The organism is Pseudomonas sp. G1002 (assembly GCF_013385455.1).
Classification (GTDB): Bacteria; Pseudomonadota; Gammaproteobacteria; order Pseudomonadales; family Pseudomonadaceae; genus Aquipseudomonas.
This window is the reverse complement of the sequence record NZ_JACAPY010000018.1, coordinates 142970-162868: the sequence shown is the minus strand read 5'-3', so window position 1 is coordinate 162868 and position 19899 is coordinate 142970. Positions and strand designations below refer to the sequence as shown.

Sequence of the window (19899 nt, the reverse complement as noted above, 5' to 3'; positions counted from 1 at the left end):
TTGTACATACAAGCATATGCAATCAAGCGGCCAACTTTGCGCGCAAGGTTTGAAGATTTTTCCGGGACGAGGGTGGAAGCCTTGGAAAACAAGGCTTCGCAGCATGATGAATTTTCTTACGGGGGATTTTTACAGTGCGGGACACTTGTCATCGAGGCAGGGCTTTGCGCCATGCTGGGGCGTTCGGTAACAAGTTGGTGCGGGAAGAGGGAAACAAAATGTGGGGGAAGAAACCCCCACCTGTTCAGGCGGCGGCAGTCAATTCGATAACGCAGCAACGGCCAGTCACACTGACATCCAGCAGGCCGGTGTTACCGTCCAGTTGCAGGCAGTCGTGACGGTTCAGCCGCTCACCGAGCACCTTCACTTCATCGGCCACGCTGAACACCAGCACGGTGTGCGCGGCACTGAAGAAACGCTGCGTGCCGTCCATCCATTGCAACCGCGCTTGATAGCGCTGCGGCGAATAGATGAGGTTGAAATCGCGGATCGGCCCGCCGATCAAGCGGCAGGACACCTGGCTGTCACCCTTGAACGGGAATGGCTGCAGCGGTAACAACCCGAGTTGTTCCTCGCCATCCACCGTCAGCACCATGCCCGAGCCTTGCAGCACGGTGATAATGCGCTGGTACCCGGCAAAGGTGGAGAACCCGCCCGACTCGGCGATATCGGCAATCGACAGGCGCCAGCCGAAACCGTCCAGGCCCTCCCCCGCGTCACGGGTGATTTCTTCAGTGCTGCCGCCACCGTTTTTCCACGGCATGCGAATGTAATCGGTAGCGCGCCAGACTTTCATCGAACTCATTTACTGAAACGTCCTTCCAGGCTATGACGGGAACCGGGGTGGATCAAACGTGCGGCCGTGACCGGCTGGCGGCCAGACCAGGTGCGGCGGCGAATCAGCAGGCATGGCTCGCTGGTTTCGATTTGCAGCAGCTTGCATTCGTCGGCGTCGGCCAGGATCGCCTCGACCACGTGCTCGCCTTCGGTCAGCGGCGCCACCTGGTTGAGGTAGGCATAGGGCGTTTGCTGGGTGAAATCCTGCTGCAGGTATTCCGGTGCTACCAGGGCGTTGACGAAACGGTCTTCGATTTGCACCGGAATGTCGTTTTCGTAGTGCACGATCAACGAGTGGAACACCCGCCCGCCTTCGCGCATTTCCAGCGCGACGGCGCGCTCGGAGCCGGCGGCTTCTTCACCGAGGGTAATGACCCTGCACGTATGGCGATGACCGCGGGAGGCGATCTCATCGGCAATGTTGTGCACTTCAAACAGCGCCGACTGGCTCTTGGGCTCGGCGACAAAGGTGCCCACACCTTGCATGCGTACCAGCAGGCCTTCGGCAGTCAACTCGCGCAGGGCGCGGTTGATGGTCATGCGGCTGAAGCCCAACTGGTTGACCAGTTCGCTCTCCGAAGGCACGCGATAATGCGGCGGCCAGTTGCCGTTGAGAATCTGCTGGCTGATCATCTGTTTGACGCGGGCATACAAGGGCGCCGGACTTTCGTCCATGTGGGCAGCCAGTGGAGACTTGGCGGGCGGAGTCGACACAGGAAATCCTTGTAGGTGAAAAAGAAGCATAGCTTGCCGGAGTTTACCGAGCAGGCAAACGTCTGTATATGTATATACAAATAAACACACGACTGGGGTGCCTGAATCATGTCCGCTTTCTTTGCCGAACGCGCGCTGCTGCCTAATGGATGGGCCAACGATGTACGTCTTGAAGTCAGCGCCGATGGCCTGCTGACCAAGGTTGAGCCCAACGCCAGTGCAGACGGTGCCGAACGGCTCAGGGGCCCCGTGCTGGCGGGCATGCCGAACCTGCATTCCCACGCTTTCCAGCGCGCGATGGCCGGGCTGGCGGAAGTGGCCGGCAACCCGAATGACAGTTTCTGGACCTGGCGCGACCTGATGTATCGGATGGTCGGCAAGATCCGCCCCGACCAGTTGCAGGTCATCGCGCGCCAGTTGTATATCGAAATGCTCAAGGCCGGCTACACCTCGGTGGCCGAATTTCACTACGTGCACCACGACGTCAGCGGCCAGCCCTATGCCGACCCTGCGGAGCTGTCGCGGCAAATCAGCCAGGCCGCCGCCAGCAGCGGTATCGGCCTGACGTTGTTGCCGGTGCTCTACAGCCACTCCGGTTTCGGCGGCCAGGCACCCAATGAAGGCCAGCGCCGCTTTATCAACAGCACCGAAAATTACCTGAGCCTGCAATCACGCCTGCAACCGATTCTGGCCGCGCAACCGGCACAACGGCTGGGCCTGTGTTTCCACTCGCTGCGCGCCGTCACACCGCAACAGATCAGCGAAGTGCTGGCCGCCAGCGACAAGGCGTGCCCGGTGCATATCCACATCGCCGAGCAGCAGAAGGAAGTCGACGACTGCCTGGCCTGGAGCGGCCAGCGCCCGCTGCAATGGCTGTATGACCATGTTGAAGTGGATCAGCGCTGGTGCCTGGTGCACGCCACCCACGCCAATCCGGAAGAAGTGACGTTGATGGCCAGGAGCCGGGCGATTGCCGGGTTGTGCCTGACCACTGAAGCCAACCTGGGCGACGGGATTTTCCCGGCGGTGGACTTCCTGGCCCAGGGCGGGCGCATGGGGATTGGTTCCGACAGCCATGTATCACTGAGCGTGGTGGAAGAATTGCGCTGGCTGGAATATGGGCAGCGGCTGCGGGACCAGCGGCGCAACCGGCTGTATCGCAGCGATCAGCCGATGGTTGGGCGTACGCTGTTCGATGCCGCGCTGGACGGCGGTGCCGAAGCGTTGGGGCAGCCGATTGGGCGCCTGGAAGTTGGCAAGCGTGCGGACTGGCTGGTGCTGGACGGTAACGATCCGTACCTGGCGACAGCGAACGAAGACGGGATCCTCAATCGCTGGTTGTTTGCCGGTGGTGATCGCCAGGTGCGCGACGTGCTGGTCAACGGAAAGTGGGTGGTGCGCGACGGGCATCACGCCGCCGAAGAAGACAGCAGCCGGGCGTTTACTCAGGTCCTGCGGGATTTGCTGGGCTGACAGACGACACATAACAAATGTGGGAGCGGGCTTGCTCGCGAAAGCAGTGGATCAGTCAATACATCCGGTGACTGTCACACCGCCTTCGCGAGCAAGCCCGCTCCCACATTGGATTGGCGCTGTTTCGTATTACTGCGAGGTCTTCGCCATCTGCTTGTCCGACGTACGCCAGATCAAACGTGTGGTGTCATACCCCTGCTGCCGCGCCCTGCTCAGCAGGTCTTCGCGGGTGTCGGCGCTGACCGTCGGTGTGCGCGACAGCAACCACATGTAGCGCCGGCTCGGGCTGCCGACAATGGCGGTCTTGTAGTCATCGCTGACGTACAGCACCCAGTAATCGCCCTTGGCCACGCCCGGCAACAGCGAGGTGAACCAGTTATTGAATTCGACCCACAGTTTGTCGGTCTTGCCGGCGACCTGCGGCGTTGCGGTGCCCTTGGCTTCCTGCCACTTCCACTCAGGGGTCAGGCAGCGGTTGAACACCGACATGTTGCCATCGGGCAACAGCGTGTAGCGGGCTTCGGACTGCGCACAATTGCGCTGGAAGTACATCGGCAAACGGGCCAACTCATACCAGGTGCCCTGGTAACGCTTGAGGTTGACGCTGCCAACAGTCTTGGGTTGCAGATCATCGCCAGAATGGCTGGCGCAGCCCGCCAAAAACAGGCTGGCGCAGAGGTATAGAACGAAACGCATCATGTTGTTTTTCTCCCGCAGGCTTTCGCCCCGGTTTACTTCAGGCCTTGCCCGGAAAAAATCAGTACTTTGTCACCGGCATATTGCACGCTGATAAAGCTGTTTTTATCGCCCCAGGTGCAACTGGACATACCCAGCGCGCCAGAACAATCAGTCGGCTTGCCCAACAACGACTCCACCTCGGCCTTTGGCATGCCGGCCGACAGTTTTGCGTAATTTTCTTGAGTGACCTTGCTGCAAGCGGCCAGAAGCACGCAAAACGACAACAGGGCGAGACGGCGTAACGACATGGAAAAACTCCTGGAGAGACGAAGCAGCTTGGGGGTCTGCCAGAAGCTTAGAAGGGAAAAGAGGTGTCTGGTTCCCGACGAGCGAAAACAAAAAAGCCCCGAAAACGCTGAAACGTTTCGGGGCTTTTGCTTACCGCAAGGACTTACGCCTTGTGGTAGCCGGTCACACGCTCAACTTCTTCCTTCGAACCCAGGAACACCGCTACGCGCTGGTGCAGGCCTTCAGGCTGGATGTCGAGGATGCGCTGGTGGCCGTCGGTGGACGCACCGCCCGCCTGCTCAACCAGGAACGACATCGGGTTGGCTTCGTACATCAGGCGCAGCTTGCCCGGCTTGGACGGCTCGCGGCTGTCGCGTGGGTACATGAACAGGCCACCACGGGTCAGGATGCGGTGCACGTCGGCAACCATCGCAGCCACCCAGCGCATGTTGAAGTTCTTCTTCAACGGGCCTTCCTCGCCGGCCATCAACTCGCCCACGTAGCGGGTAACCGGCTCTTCCCAGTGACGCTGGTTGGACATGTTGATTGCAAATTCCTGGGTGGACGCAGGAATGGTGATGTCTTCGTGGGTGAGCACGAAGCTGCCCATTTCGCGGTCCAGGGTGAAGCCCTTGACGCCGTCGCCCAGGGTCAGCACCAGCATGGTCTGTGGGCCGTAGATCGCGTAACCGGCAGCTACCTGCTCGGTGCCCGGCTGCAGGAAGGCCTTTTCGTTCAGGGCTTCGTTCTGGCTCAGGTATTCGTTCGGGCAACGCAGTACCGAGAAGATGGTGCCGACTGGCGCGTTGATGTCGATGTTCGACGAACCGTCCAGTGGGTCGAATACCAGCAGGTACGCGCCTTTCGGGTATTTGCCCGGGATCTGGTAGGCATTGTCCATTTCTTCGGACGCCATGCCGGCCAGGTGACCGCCCCACTCGTTGGCTTCGAGCAGGATTTCGTTGGAGATCACGTCAAGCTTCTTCTGCACTTCGCCTTGTACGTTTTCAGTGCCCATGCTGCCCAGGACACCACCCAGCGCGCCTTTGGACACGGCGTGGCTGATTTCCTTGCAAGCACGCGCCACCACTTCGATAAGGAAGCGCAGATCGGCAGGCGTGTTGTTGCTGCGGGTCTGCTCGATCAAATAGCGACTCAGGGTAACGCGGGACATGGAAGGCTCCGGAAATGGGGGGCTAAAAACCCGCGCAGTTTAACGCGAGTCGGGGCGTATTTCCTCCTATCAGAGGATTTAAACCCAATAGAGTTCATGGACTTTATTTAACGTGCCACCGGTGGCTTGCGCAGCAAACTGTAGGCCATGGCGCCCAGGGCCGCCACACCGAGCAGCAGCACGGCCCAAAGACCGAGCTTTTTCCAGTTCGGCCCGGCATCAACCGGGGCCGCGACCGCAGGCGATGTCACCACCGCCTCGCCCGCCACCTTGGCCTGCCCAAGCCCCGCGAGACGTTCGGCGCTGTAGTCCGGAATCAGGGTCGACAGCGGCAAGTTCGCGCCTTTCACCGACGGATTGCCGAGCACAAGGGTGAACGGTGGCTCGCCCCGCGCCAGGAACACCAACTGCGTGGCCCGCACCGCAAAGCTCAAGGTCGGCGCCTCCACGCCCAGGCCACCGCCACGTTCGTCCACGTCGAGCTTGAGCTGCGCAACAGCCTGGCCCGGCAACTGCAGTTCGTTCTGTAAAACGTCCTGGCCATTTTGCGTCAACCGGTAGAGCAAACCGCTGCTCATGGGTTGCCAGGCCTGATTAGTTTCCCGGCGGCCCGACAAGGTGACCGGCGCCAGGCTGTTGGGTTGGCTCAAGTCGATTCGCAAGCGTTCGACGTTCAGTGCGTTGGGTAACTGCCAGCTGTATTCCCCGGCCTTGAGCCGGCTGCCCGACAACGGCTGCGACCACACCAGCGGCAACGGCAGGTTGTGGGCGCTGACACTCTCCAACTGCGCCGACGTCAGCGCCGGTGCCGCCTGGCCTTTCCACAGCAGACGCAGATACCGCGCCGACTGCCCCGGCAAACTCACTTCATGCTGCTCGACGCGCTCATCGGCAAACGACAACCGCGCCACCTGCCCTTCGCCCCACGCGCGCCAGTGCTGCAAGTCGTCGCTGGCTTCGATGCTGAAACGCTGGAAGCCGTCGCGCTCGCTCGTCCAGTCGAGGATCAGTTGCTGCAACGGGGCCTTGATCGCACTCGCGTCGAGCAACCAGCCGCGCAGCACTTCTTCGCCGGCCTCCAGTTGGCTCGGCGGCTGCACTTGCACCAGCGTGCCGGTGGACGTGGATTGCACACGCACGCTGGGCACGGCTTCGGAGGAGTCAGCCGCAGCGTACAACGGGAACCACTTCACGTTGGACAGGCTGCGGCTTTCGGTGCTTTGCGCCGACTGCCGCGCCAGTGCGTAAGCCTGGGGCTCGCCAGCGGCGTTGAACACCCGCACATCACCCAGGTCGGCCTGACGGGCGCTCAATTGCACCGCCAGCGGCAGTTCCAGGCGGTACCACGGGCCTTCGCCACTGATCGTCAGCGGTACCCGCGTGGTGAAATCGGCGGGCGTCTCCTGGGCCCAGGCCGATAACGTCGTGCACAACCCCAACAGCGCCACACTCAGCTTGCCCATCAAGAGGCCACTCCTTCAGTTTCAACCACCGGCTCGGGGCGCTTGGGGGGCAGCGGGGCGAAATAGCCCACCACCAGCAACAGCCCGCCCACACCGATAAACGATACGATCCGCGCCAGCCCGCCACGGTTGCTCAATTCGACGAAGAACAATTTGGCCACCACCACGGCAATCAATGCCGCACCGATCAGCCACACCTCACGCCGATGACGCAGATGGCCGCCGATCATCAGGCTCAGGGCAATCAGGGTCCACACGATCGACAGCCCGGCCTGCACCAGCATCGACTCCAGCAACGCATCCAGATGGAACGGCACGCCACCCCAGTGATGAGCCGTGCGCATCACCAGCGCGGTGAAGAAGGCGAACAACGAGACACCGGCGACCGCCTGGGCGACCAGTTCGGCGCGCGGCCCGCGTTGCGGTGCGGCACTGCGGGACCACAGGTACACACCCAACAGCGCGAATAGCAATCCAATATCCAGCGGGTTAAGCAGCGGCACATATGGCAGCGGCTCGGCGGTGCCGTCGCTGAAGATATTCGCCAGCCAGAACCAGCCGAGCATCAACACCGCCAGCGGCAACGCGGCATACAACCGGTACTCGCGCGGGTACGCCGACACCGGCCACGGCCAACTGCGCGGCGCGGCGGCCAGCACCAGGTATAGGCTCGGCAGGATCGCCCAGCCCAGCCAGCGCCAGGCGTTGTATTCCTCGGACAGCAGCAACAGGCCGTAGCGCAGCTCCAGCGCCAGCACGCCGATCAGCAGCCAGCAACCAAGCACATGCGCGGCGCTCAGGGCTTTCTCCGGAATGACCGAAGCCAGGCGTCGCAGCGACACGAAGTGCACCGCAAACACCGCCGCCCATGCCAGCCAGGCGAAGTTCGCCGCCGGGTGATAACGCGAGCCCCACGAGCCCAGCAACACCACGCCCGCCGCCGGCATCAACAGCGTGCACAGCAAGCCCAGCGACGCCCATTGCAGCCTCAGGGCCAATACCGCCCAGATCGCCACACTCACCGCCGCTACCGCCAACAGCCAGGTGCCTTGCAGCATCGACGGTGCAAAACGCAGCACTTCGCTGACCAACGCCAGCGTCCACCAACCCGCACCCCACACCAGCAGCACGTCGGACAGCCGCTGCAAACTCAACGCCTCGAACACCGGCGCATGAGGCCTGCGCTGCAAGCGCCAGGCACCGACCAGCGCCGCCAGCCCGAGCACCATTGGCGTCCAGAAACCGCTATGGCCCAAAGGACGCAAACCCTCGCTGGTCAGCGGCCCGAGCAGGTCCGGCACCGCGATCAGGAACGAAGCGCCGCCGATCACTTGCAGCAACAACCCGAAGACAAAACTGACGCGCTGTTGCAGGTACAGGCTCAGCCAGATGATCAACAAACCACTGGCCGCCCACACGCCGCTGGCGGTCTCCCACGGCAGCACAAACAGCACCGCCAGGTTGATCAGCACCAACCCGGCGAGCAACACCACCGACAGGCCACGCAACAACCGCACATCGCTGCGCACCATGGTGTCCCGCGCGGCCAGCAGCATGCCGCCGATCAATGCCAGGCCAATCAGCGATGCGGTGAGCAAGCCGCTCCAGCCCGCACTGAACACCGCGCCTGAATCAGCACCCGCTTGCAGGCGCAGCAGGAACAGCGCACCACCCAGCAGTTGCACGGCAAACGCGGTGAAGAGGAACGTACGCGAGCCGATGCGCAGGCCCACCAGCAAGGTCGCAAGACCGGCAAGCGCCCAACTGATGGCCGTGCCTTGGGTCCACAGCAGCAACGGTGCGAGCAGGTACAAGAAGCCCAGGCCCACACTGGCCAATACCGGCAAGCCTCGACGCTCCCACTGCGCCGCGTGCTCCACCGGCGCCTTGCGCAACTGGTCGAAACTGAACAGCAAGGCCGCCCCCAGCAACAACGCACCCAAGGGTGCACCGTCCAGCAGGCTGGTCTCGCCAATCCGCAATTCGCTGAGGAACGCCAGCGCCGAACCGACTTGCAACAGCAAGCCAAACGCCCGTGCCAAAGGCCGCTGCTGACGCAGGCCGAGCCAGAAAATCCCGGCGCCTTCCACGGCCCAGGCCGCCGCGGTCCAGCGTGCGTCGAGGCCCAACGGAATCGCCAGGCTGGCGAAGATCACACCCAGCGCCAGGCAAGTTTCCGCCAGCAGCAAGGCGCGCCCGCCACTCAGCAAACGAGCCAGGCCCATATAGATAATGCCCAGGGCCAGCGCGCTGAACGCAGCGGCAAATTCCAGGTGCTGCACCAGCGCAAACTGCAAACCGAAGCCCACCAGCGGCGGACCGAACAGCATGCTGCCGTCGACATAATCGCCCTTGGCCGCCGACCAGCGCAGCAACGCGCCGCGGCTGTCATCGTCCGGCGCGTCGCGCATCTCCAGCAACTTGCGCCGGGCGAACAACAGGCCGATGCCCAGGTACATCAGGAAAAATAGAATCAGGAACGGCTCGGTGCTCCACAGCAGCTCCGGTGTATAGGAGCGCATGCCCCAGGCGAAGCCGATGCCGAAGGTGCCGACAAAACCGATCAAATTGAGCAGGCGCCAGGCCTTGAACCAGGCGATGGCGAGAATGCCTGCGTTGAGCAGGGCGAAATAGCTGAACAGCGCCACATGGTTGCCGGCGCCGGTGGACGTGAGGATCGGTGCCGCAAAACCGCCGAGTGCAGCGGCGCAGGCCAGGCCGAGGGCGTCCTGGGTAATCGCCAGGATCGCCGAGAAAACGGTGACCGCCACCAGCAAGCCGAGTGCCGCGCCGGGGTCGAGCAACGGGTGCAGGCGCATCGCGGCGAACACAGTCAGGTACAACACGGCGATGCCGGTGCCCTGCAGCATCAACCCATAATTACTGTTGCGCAGCCGCAGCCACCAACCCAGGCCCAGCAGTGCCAATGCGCAACCGGCGACACCTGCGTAACGCAACTCGATTGGCACCACCATGCCTTCAGTGGCATAGCGCAGCAGGAAGGCCAGGCCGAGGAACAACAACACCACACCGACCCGCAGCACGGTGTTGCCACCGAACAGCCAGTTGCGGGCACCGCTGATTGCGCGCTCGATAAAGTTGGGGCCGCGAGGCACCGCAGGCGCGGCAGGTTGTTCAGGGATTTTCGCGCTCGGTTCGGCCCGCCACACATCAGCCGGCAATGGCTGGCTGGGTTCGGCCACCACACTTGCGTAGGCAGGTTCCAGTTCGGCGGGTAATTCCCAGACGAGTTCAGGCGGCGCCGCTACCGGCAGCGGCTCTTCGACAAACACAGGTCCGGGGGTTTCAACGGCGGCAGGCCTTTCCAGCAAGGCCAGGCGTTGCTCGACCACTTTCAGGGCGTTGCGGGCAGACTCCAGCTGACGGCCTTGTTCCTCCGTACGCGAGGCGAACATCGACAGGCGAATCGCCTGGCCAATGCCCAAACCGAGCAGCGCTCCAATGCCCGCATCACTGAACGACTCGTCGAGTGTCCAGCCGAGCACCAGGCCAATCAGCATGAAAATCCATTGCATGGCGGATATCCCTAAGCAGCCCGAAGCGGGCAAAGGCGATGCTCAGTATATCGACACGGACCCCATGTGGGAGCGGGCTTGCTCGCGAAGGCGGTGGATCAGTCACAAATTTGTCGACTGACGCTGCGCTTTCGCGAGCAAGCCCGCTCCCACATTTTTTATTGCAGTGTCTAATCCAACGCTTTCCAGATTTCCGTCGCGTATTCGCGGATGGTCCGGTCCGACGAGAACCAGCCCATGCGCGCGGTATTGAGCACCGCCGAACGCCACCATTCCTTGGAGTCGTGCCAATGGGCCTCGACCCGCGCCTGGGCATCCCAGTAGGAATCGAAGTCGGCACAGACCAGGAAGCGGTCGTAGTCGATCAGCGAATCCACCAACCCGGCATAACGGCCCGGATCATCCGGTGAGAACACCCCGCCACGAATCGCTTGCAGCACATCATTCAAGCGATGGGACGCGGCGATCTCTGGCCCGGCGTTGAATTCGCCCGCGTGTTTGCGCGCTTCCACCTGCTGGGCGCTGAGGCCGAAGATGAACATGTGGTCGGCACCCACGCGCTCGTGCATCTCGACGTTGGCGCCGTCCATGGTGCCGATGGTCAGCGCGCCGTTGAGGCCGAATTTCATGTTGCTGGTGCCCGAGGCTTCAAAGCCGGCGGTGGAAATCTGCTCCGACAAGTCGGCCGCCGGAATGATGCTTTCCGCCAGGCTGACGTTGTAGTTGGGCAGGAATACCACCTTGAGCAACCCGCGCACGGTAGGGTCGTTGTTGACGGTACGGGCGATGTCGTTGGTCAGCTTGATGATCAGCTTGGCCTGGTGATAGCTGGCCGCGGCCTTGCCGGCGAAGATCTTCACCCGCGGCACCCAGTCGGTGCCCGGCTCGGCCCGGATCGCCTGGTACAGCGCGACGGTGTGCATCAGGTTCAGCAGCTGGCGCTTGTACTCGTGGATCCGCTTGACCTGCACATCGAACATCGCCGCCGGGTTGACCGAAATCCCCAGGCGCTCGTGAATGATGTCGGCCAGTGCCCGCTTACTGTGCAGCCGCTGTTCGGCGAAGGCCTTGCGAAAGGCTTGCTTCTCGGCAAACGGTTCCAGGTCTGCCAGGCGCTGTTCGGGGTTATCCAGCACGTCCGGGCCCAGTGCTTCCACCAGCATCGCCGTGAGCTTGGGGTTGGCCTGGTACAGCCAGCGGCGGAAGGTAATGCCGTTGGTTTTGTTGTTGATGCGGTCCGGGTAGAGCTTGTGCAGTTCGGAGAACACCGTGCTGCGCATCAGTTGCGTGTGCAGGCCGGATACGCCGTTGACACTGTGGGAGCCGAGGAACGCCAGATTGCCCATGCGTACGCGGCGACCGTTGTCTTCTTCGATCAGCGAGACGGCACGCAGCACGTCGAAGTCATGGATGCCCTTGGCCCGCAGCGAGTCGATATGCTGGGCGTTGATCAGGTAGATGATCTGCATGTGCCGCGGCAGCATGCGCTCCATCAGGCCGACCGGCCAGGTTTCCAACGCCTCGGGGAGCAAGGTGTGGTTGGTGTACGACAGCGTTTCGACGGTGACGTCCCAGGCGGCATCCCAAGGGATGTCGTGCAGGTCCACCAACTGACGCATCAACTCGGCCACCGCGATCGACGGGTGAGTGTCGTTGAGTTGAATGGCCGCGTGCTCGCCCAGGCTCAATACCGAGCCGTGCATGTTCTTGTGGCGACGCAGCAGATCCTGCAACGAGGCGGAGACGAAGAAGTACTCCTGGCGCAGGCGCAGCTCCTGCCCTGCTTCGGTGCTATCGGCCGGGTAAAGCACTCGGGAGATGCTTTCGGCGCGGGCCACCTCGGCGACGGCGCCCAAGTGGTCACCGGCGTTGAAACGTTCCAGGTGCAGGTCTTCCACCGCACGGGCACGCCACAGGCGCAAGGTGTTGACGCTGGCGCCGCGCCAGCCGACGACCGGGGTGTCATACGCCACCGCACGTACGGTTTCATTCGGCGACCAGACCTGGATCGACTTGCCGGACGCGTCCAGCACGGTTTCCACACCACCGCCAAAGCCGATCGGGTAGATCACTTCGGCGCGCTCGAACTCCCAGGGGTTGCCGAAATCCAGCCAGCGTTCGGTTTGCTCCTGCTGCCAGCCATCGACAATCGCCTGGCGAAACAGGCCGTGCTCATACCGAATGCCATAGCCATGGCCGGCAATACCCAGGGTCGACATGCTTTCCATGAAGCAGGCCGCCAGGCGGCCAAGGCCACCGTTGCCCAGGGCCGCGTCGGGCTCCAGCAGGCGAATGCGCTCCATGTCCACACCCAACTCGCTCATGGCCTCACGGGCCACGTCCAGCAAGCCAAGGTTGCTCAGGCTGTCGTAGAGCAGACGGCCGATCAGGAATTCCAGCGAGAGGTAATAGACCCGCTTCTGTCCCTTGCGGTAGATGTGCCGCGTGTGGTCCATCCAGTGGTCGACCATGTGGTCGCGGGCGGCCAGTGCGATGGCTTCAAACCAATCGTGGTCGAAGGCGTGGTCGGGGTCCTTGCCCACCGCATAGGTAAGTTTGGTCAAGACGGCATCGCGAAATGCGGCTACCTCTGCTTCTCGTACAAGCGGTTCCTGAGACATCGATGCGACCTCGGGCGAGATAGAAGGAGTTGCTAGAGCCTAGACGGTCTGACAGACGGTAGACGCTCTGGTTCGGCAGTTTTTTAACTCATTCACCTTTGCGGGAATTTGATGCAGGGGCCGTGCCCGTTTGTGGCCCGGCACAGCCTTCGAGCTGAAAGCTGGAAGATATTGTTCAAAAAACCACCAGTTCCGGTATGATCCCGCGCCGGATAACACCCCTCTTGGAAACCTGATGAAGCCTCAACTGATCGCCGCCGCGGAACTCGACCGTCTCGAGACCTGGCAGAAATACTCAAGCCATATGTGTGGCGGCTGTGTGTCGAGCTGCTGCACCCTGCCGGTTGAGGTGAAGATCAAGGACCTGATCCGCATCGGCATCGTCGATGAGTTCGAGCGTGGCGACCCGCCGAAGAACATCGCCAAGCGCTTGCAGAAGGAAGGCATCGTCGAGCGCTTCAACGCCAAATCCGAGATCTTCACCCTGCAGCGCATGAGCAACAACGATTGCCTGTACCTGGATCGTAAGAGCCGCTTCTGCACTATTTATGACAAGCGCCCGGATACTTGCCGCAATCACCCGAAAATCGGGCCGCGCCCGGGGTATTGCGCGTACAAGCCGAAGGAAGTGGTGCGCGAGACCAGGTTCAAGACCCTCGACAAGTTCTGATCCAGATTCTTTATTGCTTGAACTACCGCTTTCGCGAGCAAGCCCGCTCCCACACTTGACCTCATTCATCCTGAAAAAACGCGGTCGAATGTGGGAGCGGGCTTGCTCGCGAAGGGGCCCGCACAGTCACTACAGATATTGCAGGCATAAAAAAACGCCCCCGGCCTTTCGACCGGGGGCGTTTTTCATTCAGCCTGAGTTAACTCAGTTCTTGGCTTTCTTGGCAGCGCGGGTACGCTCGCCTTCGTCCAGGATCTTCTTACGCAGGCGGATCGACTTAGGCGTAACTTCGCACAGCTCGTCGTCCTGGATGAATTCCAGAGCCTGTTCCAGGGTGAAGCGAACAGGTGGAACCAGAGCGATGGTTTCGTCTTTACCCGAAGCACGCATGTTGTCGAGCTTCTTGCCTTTGGTTGGGTTGACGCCCATGTCGTTGTCACGGCTGTTCAGGCCAACGATCTGACCGTTGTAGATCTCTTGACCGTGTTCAACGAACAGCTTGCCACGCGCCTGGAGGGTTTCCAGGGAGTAGGTCAGCGCCTTGCCGGTTTCTACCGATACCAGAACACCGTTCTGACGGCCGGACATGTCGCCGGACTTCATGGTGTCGTAGCGATCGAAGATCGAGGTCAGGATGCCAGCACCGTTGGTCAGGGTCAGGAACTGGTTACGGAAACCAATCAGACCACGAGCAGGGATGTTGTATTCCAGACGCACACGGCCTTTGCCATCCGGCACCATGTTGGTCAGGTCGCCCTTACGCAGGCCCATCTCTTCCATGACCTTGCCCTGGGATTCTTCAGGGGTGTCGATGGTGACGTTTTCAAACGGTTCCTGCTTCACACCGTCAACCTGACGGATGATCACTTCAGGACGACCAACGCCCATTTCGAAGCCTTCGCGACGCATGGTTTCGATCAGTACCGAGAGGTGCAGCTCACCACGGCCGGAAACCTTGAACTTGTCAGCCGAGTCGCCTTCTTCAACGCGCAGAGCAACGTTGTACAGCAGCTCTTTGTCCAGACGTTCCTTGATGTTACGGGAAGTCACGAACTTGCCTTCTTTACCGCAGAAAGGCGAGTCGTTTACCTGGAAGGTCATGGAAACGGTTGGCTCGTCAACGGTCAGAGGCTTCATCGCCTCGACGTTGTCCGGCTGGCACAGGGTGTCGGAGATGAACAGCGAGTCCATACCGCTCACACACACGATGTCACCGGCAAACGCTTCTTCAACGTCGATGCGGTGCAGGCCGTGGTGACCCATCAGCTTCAGGATACGACCGTTGCGCTTCTTGCCGTCGGCGCCGATGGCGACCACCGGAGTGTTCGGCTTGACGCTACCACGAGCGATACGGCCAACACCGATAACACCCAGGAAGCTGTTGTAGTCCAGTGCCGAGATTTGCATCTGGAACGGGCCTTCACGGTCAACTTTCGGAGCCGGTACGTTGTCGACGATCGACTGGTACAGCGGGGTCATGTCTTCAGCCATGTCGGTGTGTTCCAGACCGGCAATGCCGTTCAGGGCCGAGGCGTAGACGACTTTGAAGTCCAGCTGTTCTTCGGTGGCACCCAGGTTGTCGAACAGGTCGAAGATCTGGTCCAGAACCCAGTCCGGACGCGCGCCTGGACGGTCAACCTTGTTGATGCACACGATCGGACGCAGGCCGGCTTCGAAAGCCTTCTTGGTCACGAAACGGGTTTGCGGCATAGGGCCGTCTTGAGCGTCAACCAGCAGCAGAACGGAGTCAACCATCGACATTACGCGTTCAACTTCGCCGCCGAAGTCGGCGTGGCCCGGGGTATCCACGATGTTGATGTGGTAGCCGTTCCAGTTGATGGCGGTGTTTTTCGCCAGAATGGTAATACCGCGCTCTTTCTCCTGGTCGTTGGAGTCCATCACGCGCTCGTCGTTGAGCTCGTTGCGCTCCAGGGTGCCGGATTGACGCAAGAGTTTGTCTACCAGGGTGGTCTTACCATGGTCAACGTGAGCAATGATGGCGATGTTGCGTAGATTTTCGATCACTTGTGTATCTCGATCAGAGGATTCGGTGTGCTGACAGGTCGTGGCAGCGATTAACAGTAGAGTCAGGCCTTGCCGTTACAGCTTGACGGCAGAGTCGGGGGGCCGGTGACGCAGGCCACAGGCAAACAGCCCCGGGCTCTTAGCTCGGTCGATAAACGCGCACATTGGCATGCCCCTCACTGAGCAAATGGTGGGCATGCAGGCGACTCATCACGCCTTTGTCGCAATACAACAGGTACTGACGGCTGTCATCCAGTTCCTTGAAACGCGCATTCAATGCATAGAACGGCAGCGTTTGTACGTCGATGCCAGCAATTTCCAGCGGCTCGTCTTCAGCGGCATCCGGGTGACGGATGTCGATGATGATCTGACCGGCCAGAGCCTCGCTGACTTCTTCGATCTGCAAATCCTGGCCCAATTCGTCGATAACCCGATCGATCGGCACCAGCTTGGCGTTCTCAAGCGCACGCTCGAGCACCGCCATATCGAACTGTTGTTCTTCGTACTCCACGCGGTTGCGCTTGGCGTGGGTCTTGGGGTTCACCGAGATGACCCCGCAATATTCCGGCATGTGCTTGGCGAAATCCGCCGTGCCGATCTGGGTCGCCAGGTCGATGATGTCTTGCTTGTGACTGGCGATCAGCGGGCGCAGTACCAGCTTCTCGGTCACAGAGTCGATCAACGACAGGTTCGGCAGGGTCTGGCTGGACACCTGGGAAATCGCTTCACCGGTGACCAGTGCGTCGATTTCCAGCCGATCCGCGATTCGGGACGCAGCGCGTAACATCATACGCTTCAATACTACGCCCATATGACTGTTATCGACTTTCCCGAGAATTTCTCCCAGGACTTCCTCGAACGGTACGCTGACAAACAGCACCCGTTGCGAGCTGCCGTACTTCTTCCAGATGTAATGCGCGACTTCCATCACGCCCAATTCGTGTGCACGCCCGCCCAGGTTGAAGAAGCAGAAGTGGCTCATCAGCCCGCGGCGCATGATCTGGTAGGCCGCGACAGTGGAATCGAAACCGCCGGACATCAATACCAGGGTCTGTTCCAGGGCACCCAGCGGGTAGCCGCCGATGCTGTCGTGCTGGCTGTGGATCACAAACAACCGTTGGTCGCGAATTTCCATCCGCACTTCAATTTGCGGCTCTTTCAGGGAAATTCCGGCAGCGCCGCACTCGCGACGCAGCTTGCTGCCCACATATTTCTCGACATCCATGGAGCTGAACGGGTGCTTGCCGGCGCGTTTGCAACGCACTGAAAACACCTTGCCTGCCAGCACATCGCCGTAGTGCTGCTTGCACTTTTCGGTGATGTCGTCGAAGTCGCCCAGCGGGTACTCGTCGACCTGCAGGAAATGCGCGATGCCCGGCACGCAGCTCAGGCGCTCGGTCATGTCCTTCAGGGCCTTGGGGTCTGTGAGGCGGGTTTCCAGCTCGAGATTGTCCCACACACCATTCACCACCACAGCCGGGTCCAGATCGCGGAGCACGGCACGGATGTTCTTGGCCAATTGACGGATGAAACGCATCCGTACCGGTCGGCTCTTGATGGTGATCTCGGGGAAGACTTTAACGATTAATTTCATGAAAACAGCGCGCGCAGGCCCAGCCGAAAAAGGGGGGCGCGGATTATAGCGGAAATCGCTCAAGGTTTAACCAGTTAATATGCAACTGACCTTTCGCGCACCAAAACGGGTCATAAACCAAAATAAGCGCTACATTGCGGTGCGCAATTTCTTCCGTTTCAGCGGATTGCACCTTTATAGGGGCGTTTTTGTGGCAAAAAACCCATGTCGGGGCACTGGCATGCAATTTGCTCTCTTGTGAGGCAGGTTGCCTTGGTCGAGTATTCGCGCCGGCATCACCCACATTCTAAGGGCTACTCCACTACCCCAGCCCGAAGCCACCCGGAGGACACTATGTCGAAGTCGGTTCAACTCATCAAAGATCATGACGTCAAATGGATTGATCTGCGCTTCACGGACACCAAAGGCACTCAGCACCACGTGACCATGCCGGCTCGCGACGCGCTGGATGACGCCTTCTTCGAAGAAGGTAAAATGTTCGACGGCTCCTCCATTGCCGGCTGGAAAGGCATCGAAGCTTCCGACATGATCCTGATGCCGGACGACAGCACTGCCGTACTCGACCCGTTCACCGAAGACCCAACCTTGATCATCGTCTGCGACGTGATCGAGCCTTCGACCATGCAGGGCTACGACCGTGACCCACGTGCGATCGCCAAGCGTGCCGAGGAATACCTGAAGTCGACCGGTATCGGCGACACCGTATTCGTAGGCCCGGAACCAGAATTCTTCATCTTTGATTCGGTCAAGTTCAAGTCCGACATCTCTGGCTCCATGTTCAAGATCTTCTCCGAACAAGGTTCGTGGATGTCCGACCAGGACGTGGAAGGCGGCAACAAAGGCCACCGTCCAGGTATCAAAGGCGGCTACTTCCCGGTTCCTCCGTTCGACCACGACCACGAAATCCGTACCTCCATGTGCAACGCCATGGAAGAGATGGGCCTGGTCATCGAAGTTCACCACCACGAAGTGGCGACTGCCGGCCAGAACGAAATCGGCGTGAAGTTCAACACCCTGGTTGCCAAGGCTGACGAAGTTCAGACCCTGAAGTACTGCGTACACAACGTGGCTGATGCCTACGGCCGTACCGCTACCTTCATGCCTAAGCCTCTGTACGGCGATAACGGCTCGGGTATGCACGTTCACCTGTCCATCGCCAAAGAAGGCAAGAACACCTTCGCTGGCGAAGGTTATGCCGGCCTGTCCGACACTGCCCTGTACTTCATCGGCGGTATCATCAAGCACGGTAAGGCCCTGAACGGCTTCACCAACCCATCGACCAACTCCTACAAGCGTCTGGTCCCAGGTTTCGAAGCTCCGGTAATGCTCGCCTACTCGGCTCGCAACCGTTCCGCTTCGATCCGTATTCCTTACGTGTCCAGCCCTCGCGCTCGCCGTATCGAAGCCCGTTTCCCGGATCCGGCAGCCAACCCGTACCTGGCCTTCGCTGCCCTGGTAATGGCCGGCCTGGACGGCATCCAGAACAAGATCCACCCTGGCGACGCCGCCGACAAAAACTTGTACGACCTGCCGCCTGAAGAGGCCAAAGAGATCCCACAAGTATGCGGTAGCCTGAAAGAAGCCCTGGAAGAGCTGGACAAGGGCCGTGCGTTCCTGACCAAAGGCGGCGTGTTCAGCGACGACTTTATCGATGCCTACATCGCCCTGAAAAGCGAAGAAGAAATCAAGGTCCGCACCTTCGTACACCCACTGGAATACGAGCTGTACTACAGCTGCTGATCCGGTAGCGCTGCGTAACGCGGCGTGATGAAAAAGGCCTCCTTCGGGAGGTCTTTTTTTTGCCCGCAAAACCCTGTGGGAGCCGGCTTGCCCGCGAAAAATTCAAAGGCACCGCATTTCTTCAATACTTACGCGTTATCGTTAACGACCTTCGCGAGCAAGCTCGCCCCTACAGAAGAGGGATCTGCCTTGAAACTCAAAATTGGGTTCATCTTGCTGGCCATCAGCGCCAATGTATTCGCAGCACCACCCACCCTCGCCCCGCTGCTCGACAGCATTGCCGAACGCCTGGCGATTGCCGACCAGGTGGCCCTGAGCAAATGGGACAGCCACAAGCCCGTCGAAGACCGCCCACGGGAGCAGGACGTGATCGCCAGCGTCGTCGCCCAGGCGCCGAGCTACAAACTGGCACCGGCACAGGCCGAGCAGTTTTTCTCGGCCCAGATCGAGGCGAACAAACTGGTGCAGTACGCCCACCTTTCCGACTGGCAGCTGCAAGGCAAGGCGCCGAATGACCCACGCCCGGATCTGGTCGGCCAGATCCGCCCTAAACTGGACCTGCTGCAAAAACGCCTGCTGCAACAGCTGGCGGACTTCACCCCGGAGCGCACCAACCCGCAATGCCCGCAATGGCTGGCCCAGGCCAATCACGCACCTGCCAAAGACGCGCTGCACCAGCTGGCAATGATCCGCGCCACTGCTGAGCTGTGTATCTATAAAATCTAAAATTGCGAACCCCATCAAAATGTGGGAGCGGGCTTGCTCGCATGGCGGTGTGTCAGTTGATATATGCATGACTGACACGCCGCCTTCGCGAGCAAGCCCGCTCCCACAATTTAGATCCGACCCATTCAGCCAATCAGTCGCTGCCACCAGCTTCCTGAACAGACTTTTCAAAACCGCACTATATTGGTGCGATACGCTGCACCCTTCCCACTTACGCAACCCATTTTGGTTCGAAACTTCCCGTCCAAGCTGGCAGAACGCCACAGTTTCGCGCCTTAAGCCCCCATTTCAGGGCTTTAACGCTTCTTTTCGGAGCTTTGGTTTGGTTTTTGCATTTTCCTTGTATCAGCGTGTGCCTCA

At 60.5% G+C, this 19899-nt stretch carries 15 protein-coding genes; 5 read left to right on the top strand and 10 right to left on the bottom strand.

Annotation, left to right across the window (positions count from 1 at the left end; all coding sequences use genetic code 11):
* Nucleotides 1-270 (top strand): hypothetical protein (locus tag HX801_RS31880; protein WP_218166072.1); only part of this gene is annotated, 270 nt, incomplete at its 5' end.
* On the opposite strand, the gene HX801_RS09155 is transcribed toward HX801_RS31880, so the two are convergent.
* On the bottom strand, nt 245-805 hold the full coding sequence (locus HX801_RS09155) for a HutD family protein (RefSeq protein WP_003217978.1): 561 nt from the start codon (nt 803-805) through the stop codon (nt 245-247). The two genes, HX801_RS31880 and HX801_RS09155, sit on opposite strands and share 26 nt — an antisense overlap.
* On the bottom strand, nt 802-1581 hold the full coding sequence (hutC, locus tag HX801_RS09150) for a histidine utilization repressor (RefSeq protein WP_177021925.1): 780 nt from the start codon (nt 1579-1581) through the stop codon (nt 802-804). Before hutC ends, HX801_RS09155 begins: the two co-directional genes overlap by 4 nt.
* A 78-nt stretch (nt 1582-1659) precedes the next feature.
* On the opposite strand from hutC, the gene HX801_RS09145 reads away from it, so the two are divergent.
* Nucleotides 1660-3024 (top strand): formimidoylglutamate deiminase, encoded by a 1365-nt coding sequence (locus HX801_RS09145; RefSeq protein WP_087693348.1) that lies wholly within the window; start codon nt 1660-1662, stop codon nt 3022-3024.
* A 129-nt stretch (nt 3025-3153) separates the two neighbouring features.
* Here HX801_RS09145 and HX801_RS09140 read toward each other — a convergent pair whose 3' ends face one another.
* From HX801_RS09140 to HX801_RS09115, 6 genes are all read right to left on the bottom strand, one after another.
* Complete coding sequence (locus HX801_RS09140) at nt 3154-3723, bottom strand: lipocalin family protein (protein WP_003217984.1); 570 nt, start codon at nt 3721-3723, stop codon at nt 3154-3156.
* A gap of 32 nt (nt 3724-3755) precedes the next feature.
* Entirely contained in the window at nt 3756-4010 is a 255-nt protein-coding gene (locus tag HX801_RS09135; RefSeq protein WP_003217986.1) for a hypothetical protein, read from the bottom strand.
* 143 nt (nt 4011-4153) lie between these two features.
* Nucleotides 4154-5164 carry a class 1 fructose-bisphosphatase gene (locus tag HX801_RS09130; protein WP_003217989.1) on the bottom strand — a complete coding sequence of 337 codons (1011 nt, stop codon included), beginning with the start codon at nt 5162-5164 and terminating at the stop codon, nt 4154-4156.
* Nucleotides 5165-5271: 107 nt separating this feature from the next.
* A complete protein-coding gene (locus tag HX801_RS09125; RefSeq protein ID WP_177021924.1) occupies nt 5272-6627 on the bottom strand; it encodes a DUF3999 domain-containing protein in 1356 nt (451 codons plus the stop codon).
* Nucleotides 6627-10163: a DUF2339 domain-containing protein gene (locus HX801_RS09120; protein ID WP_177021923.1), complete on the bottom strand. Its 3537-nt coding sequence runs from the start codon at nt 10161-10163 to the stop codon at nt 6627-6629. The genes HX801_RS09125 and HX801_RS09120 overlap by 1 nt, the downstream gene beginning before the upstream one ends.
* Nucleotides 10164-10333: 170 nt before the next feature.
* Complete coding sequence (locus tag HX801_RS09115; RefSeq protein WP_003217995.1) at nt 10334-12784, bottom strand: glycogen/starch/alpha-glucan phosphorylase; 2451 nt, start codon at nt 12782-12784, stop codon at nt 10334-10336.
* A gap of 235 nt (nt 12785-13019) precedes the next feature.
* On the opposite strand from HX801_RS09115, the gene HX801_RS09110 reads away from it, so the two are divergent.
* Nucleotides 13020-13454, top strand: a complete 435-nt coding sequence (locus tag HX801_RS09110; protein WP_003217996.1) for a YkgJ family cysteine cluster protein — start codon at nt 13020-13022, stop codon at nt 13452-13454.
* 204 nt (nt 13455-13658) lie between these two features.
* Here the strand turns inward: HX801_RS09110 and typA are convergent, their stop codons facing one another.
* Nucleotides 13659-15479 (bottom strand): translational GTPase TypA, encoded by a 1821-nt coding sequence (gene typA, locus HX801_RS09105; protein ID WP_003217997.1) that lies wholly within the window; start codon nt 15477-15479, stop codon nt 13659-13661.
* A gap of 139 nt (nt 15480-15618) precedes the next feature.
* The gene (gene thiI / locus HX801_RS09100; RefSeq protein WP_023659343.1) at nt 15619-17073 is read right to left on the bottom strand and encodes a tRNA uracil 4-sulfurtransferase ThiI; all 1455 of its coding nucleotides are present in this window, start codon (nt 17071-17073) and stop codon (nt 15619-15621) included.
* A 333-nt stretch (nt 17074-17406) separates the two neighbouring features.
* Between thiI and glnA the strand changes: the two genes are divergently transcribed.
* Both glnA and HX801_RS09090 read left to right on the top strand, forming a co-directional pair.
* Nucleotides 17407-18813 (top strand): glutamate--ammonia ligase, encoded by a 1407-nt coding sequence (glnA, locus tag HX801_RS09095; RefSeq protein WP_003217999.1) that lies wholly within the window; start codon nt 17407-17409, stop codon nt 18811-18813.
* 189 nt (nt 18814-19002) lie between these two features.
* Entirely contained in the window at nt 19003-19539 is a 537-nt protein-coding gene (locus HX801_RS09090; RefSeq protein WP_177021922.1) for a chorismate mutase, read from the top strand.
* Nucleotides 19540-19899 lie beyond the last annotated feature (360 nt).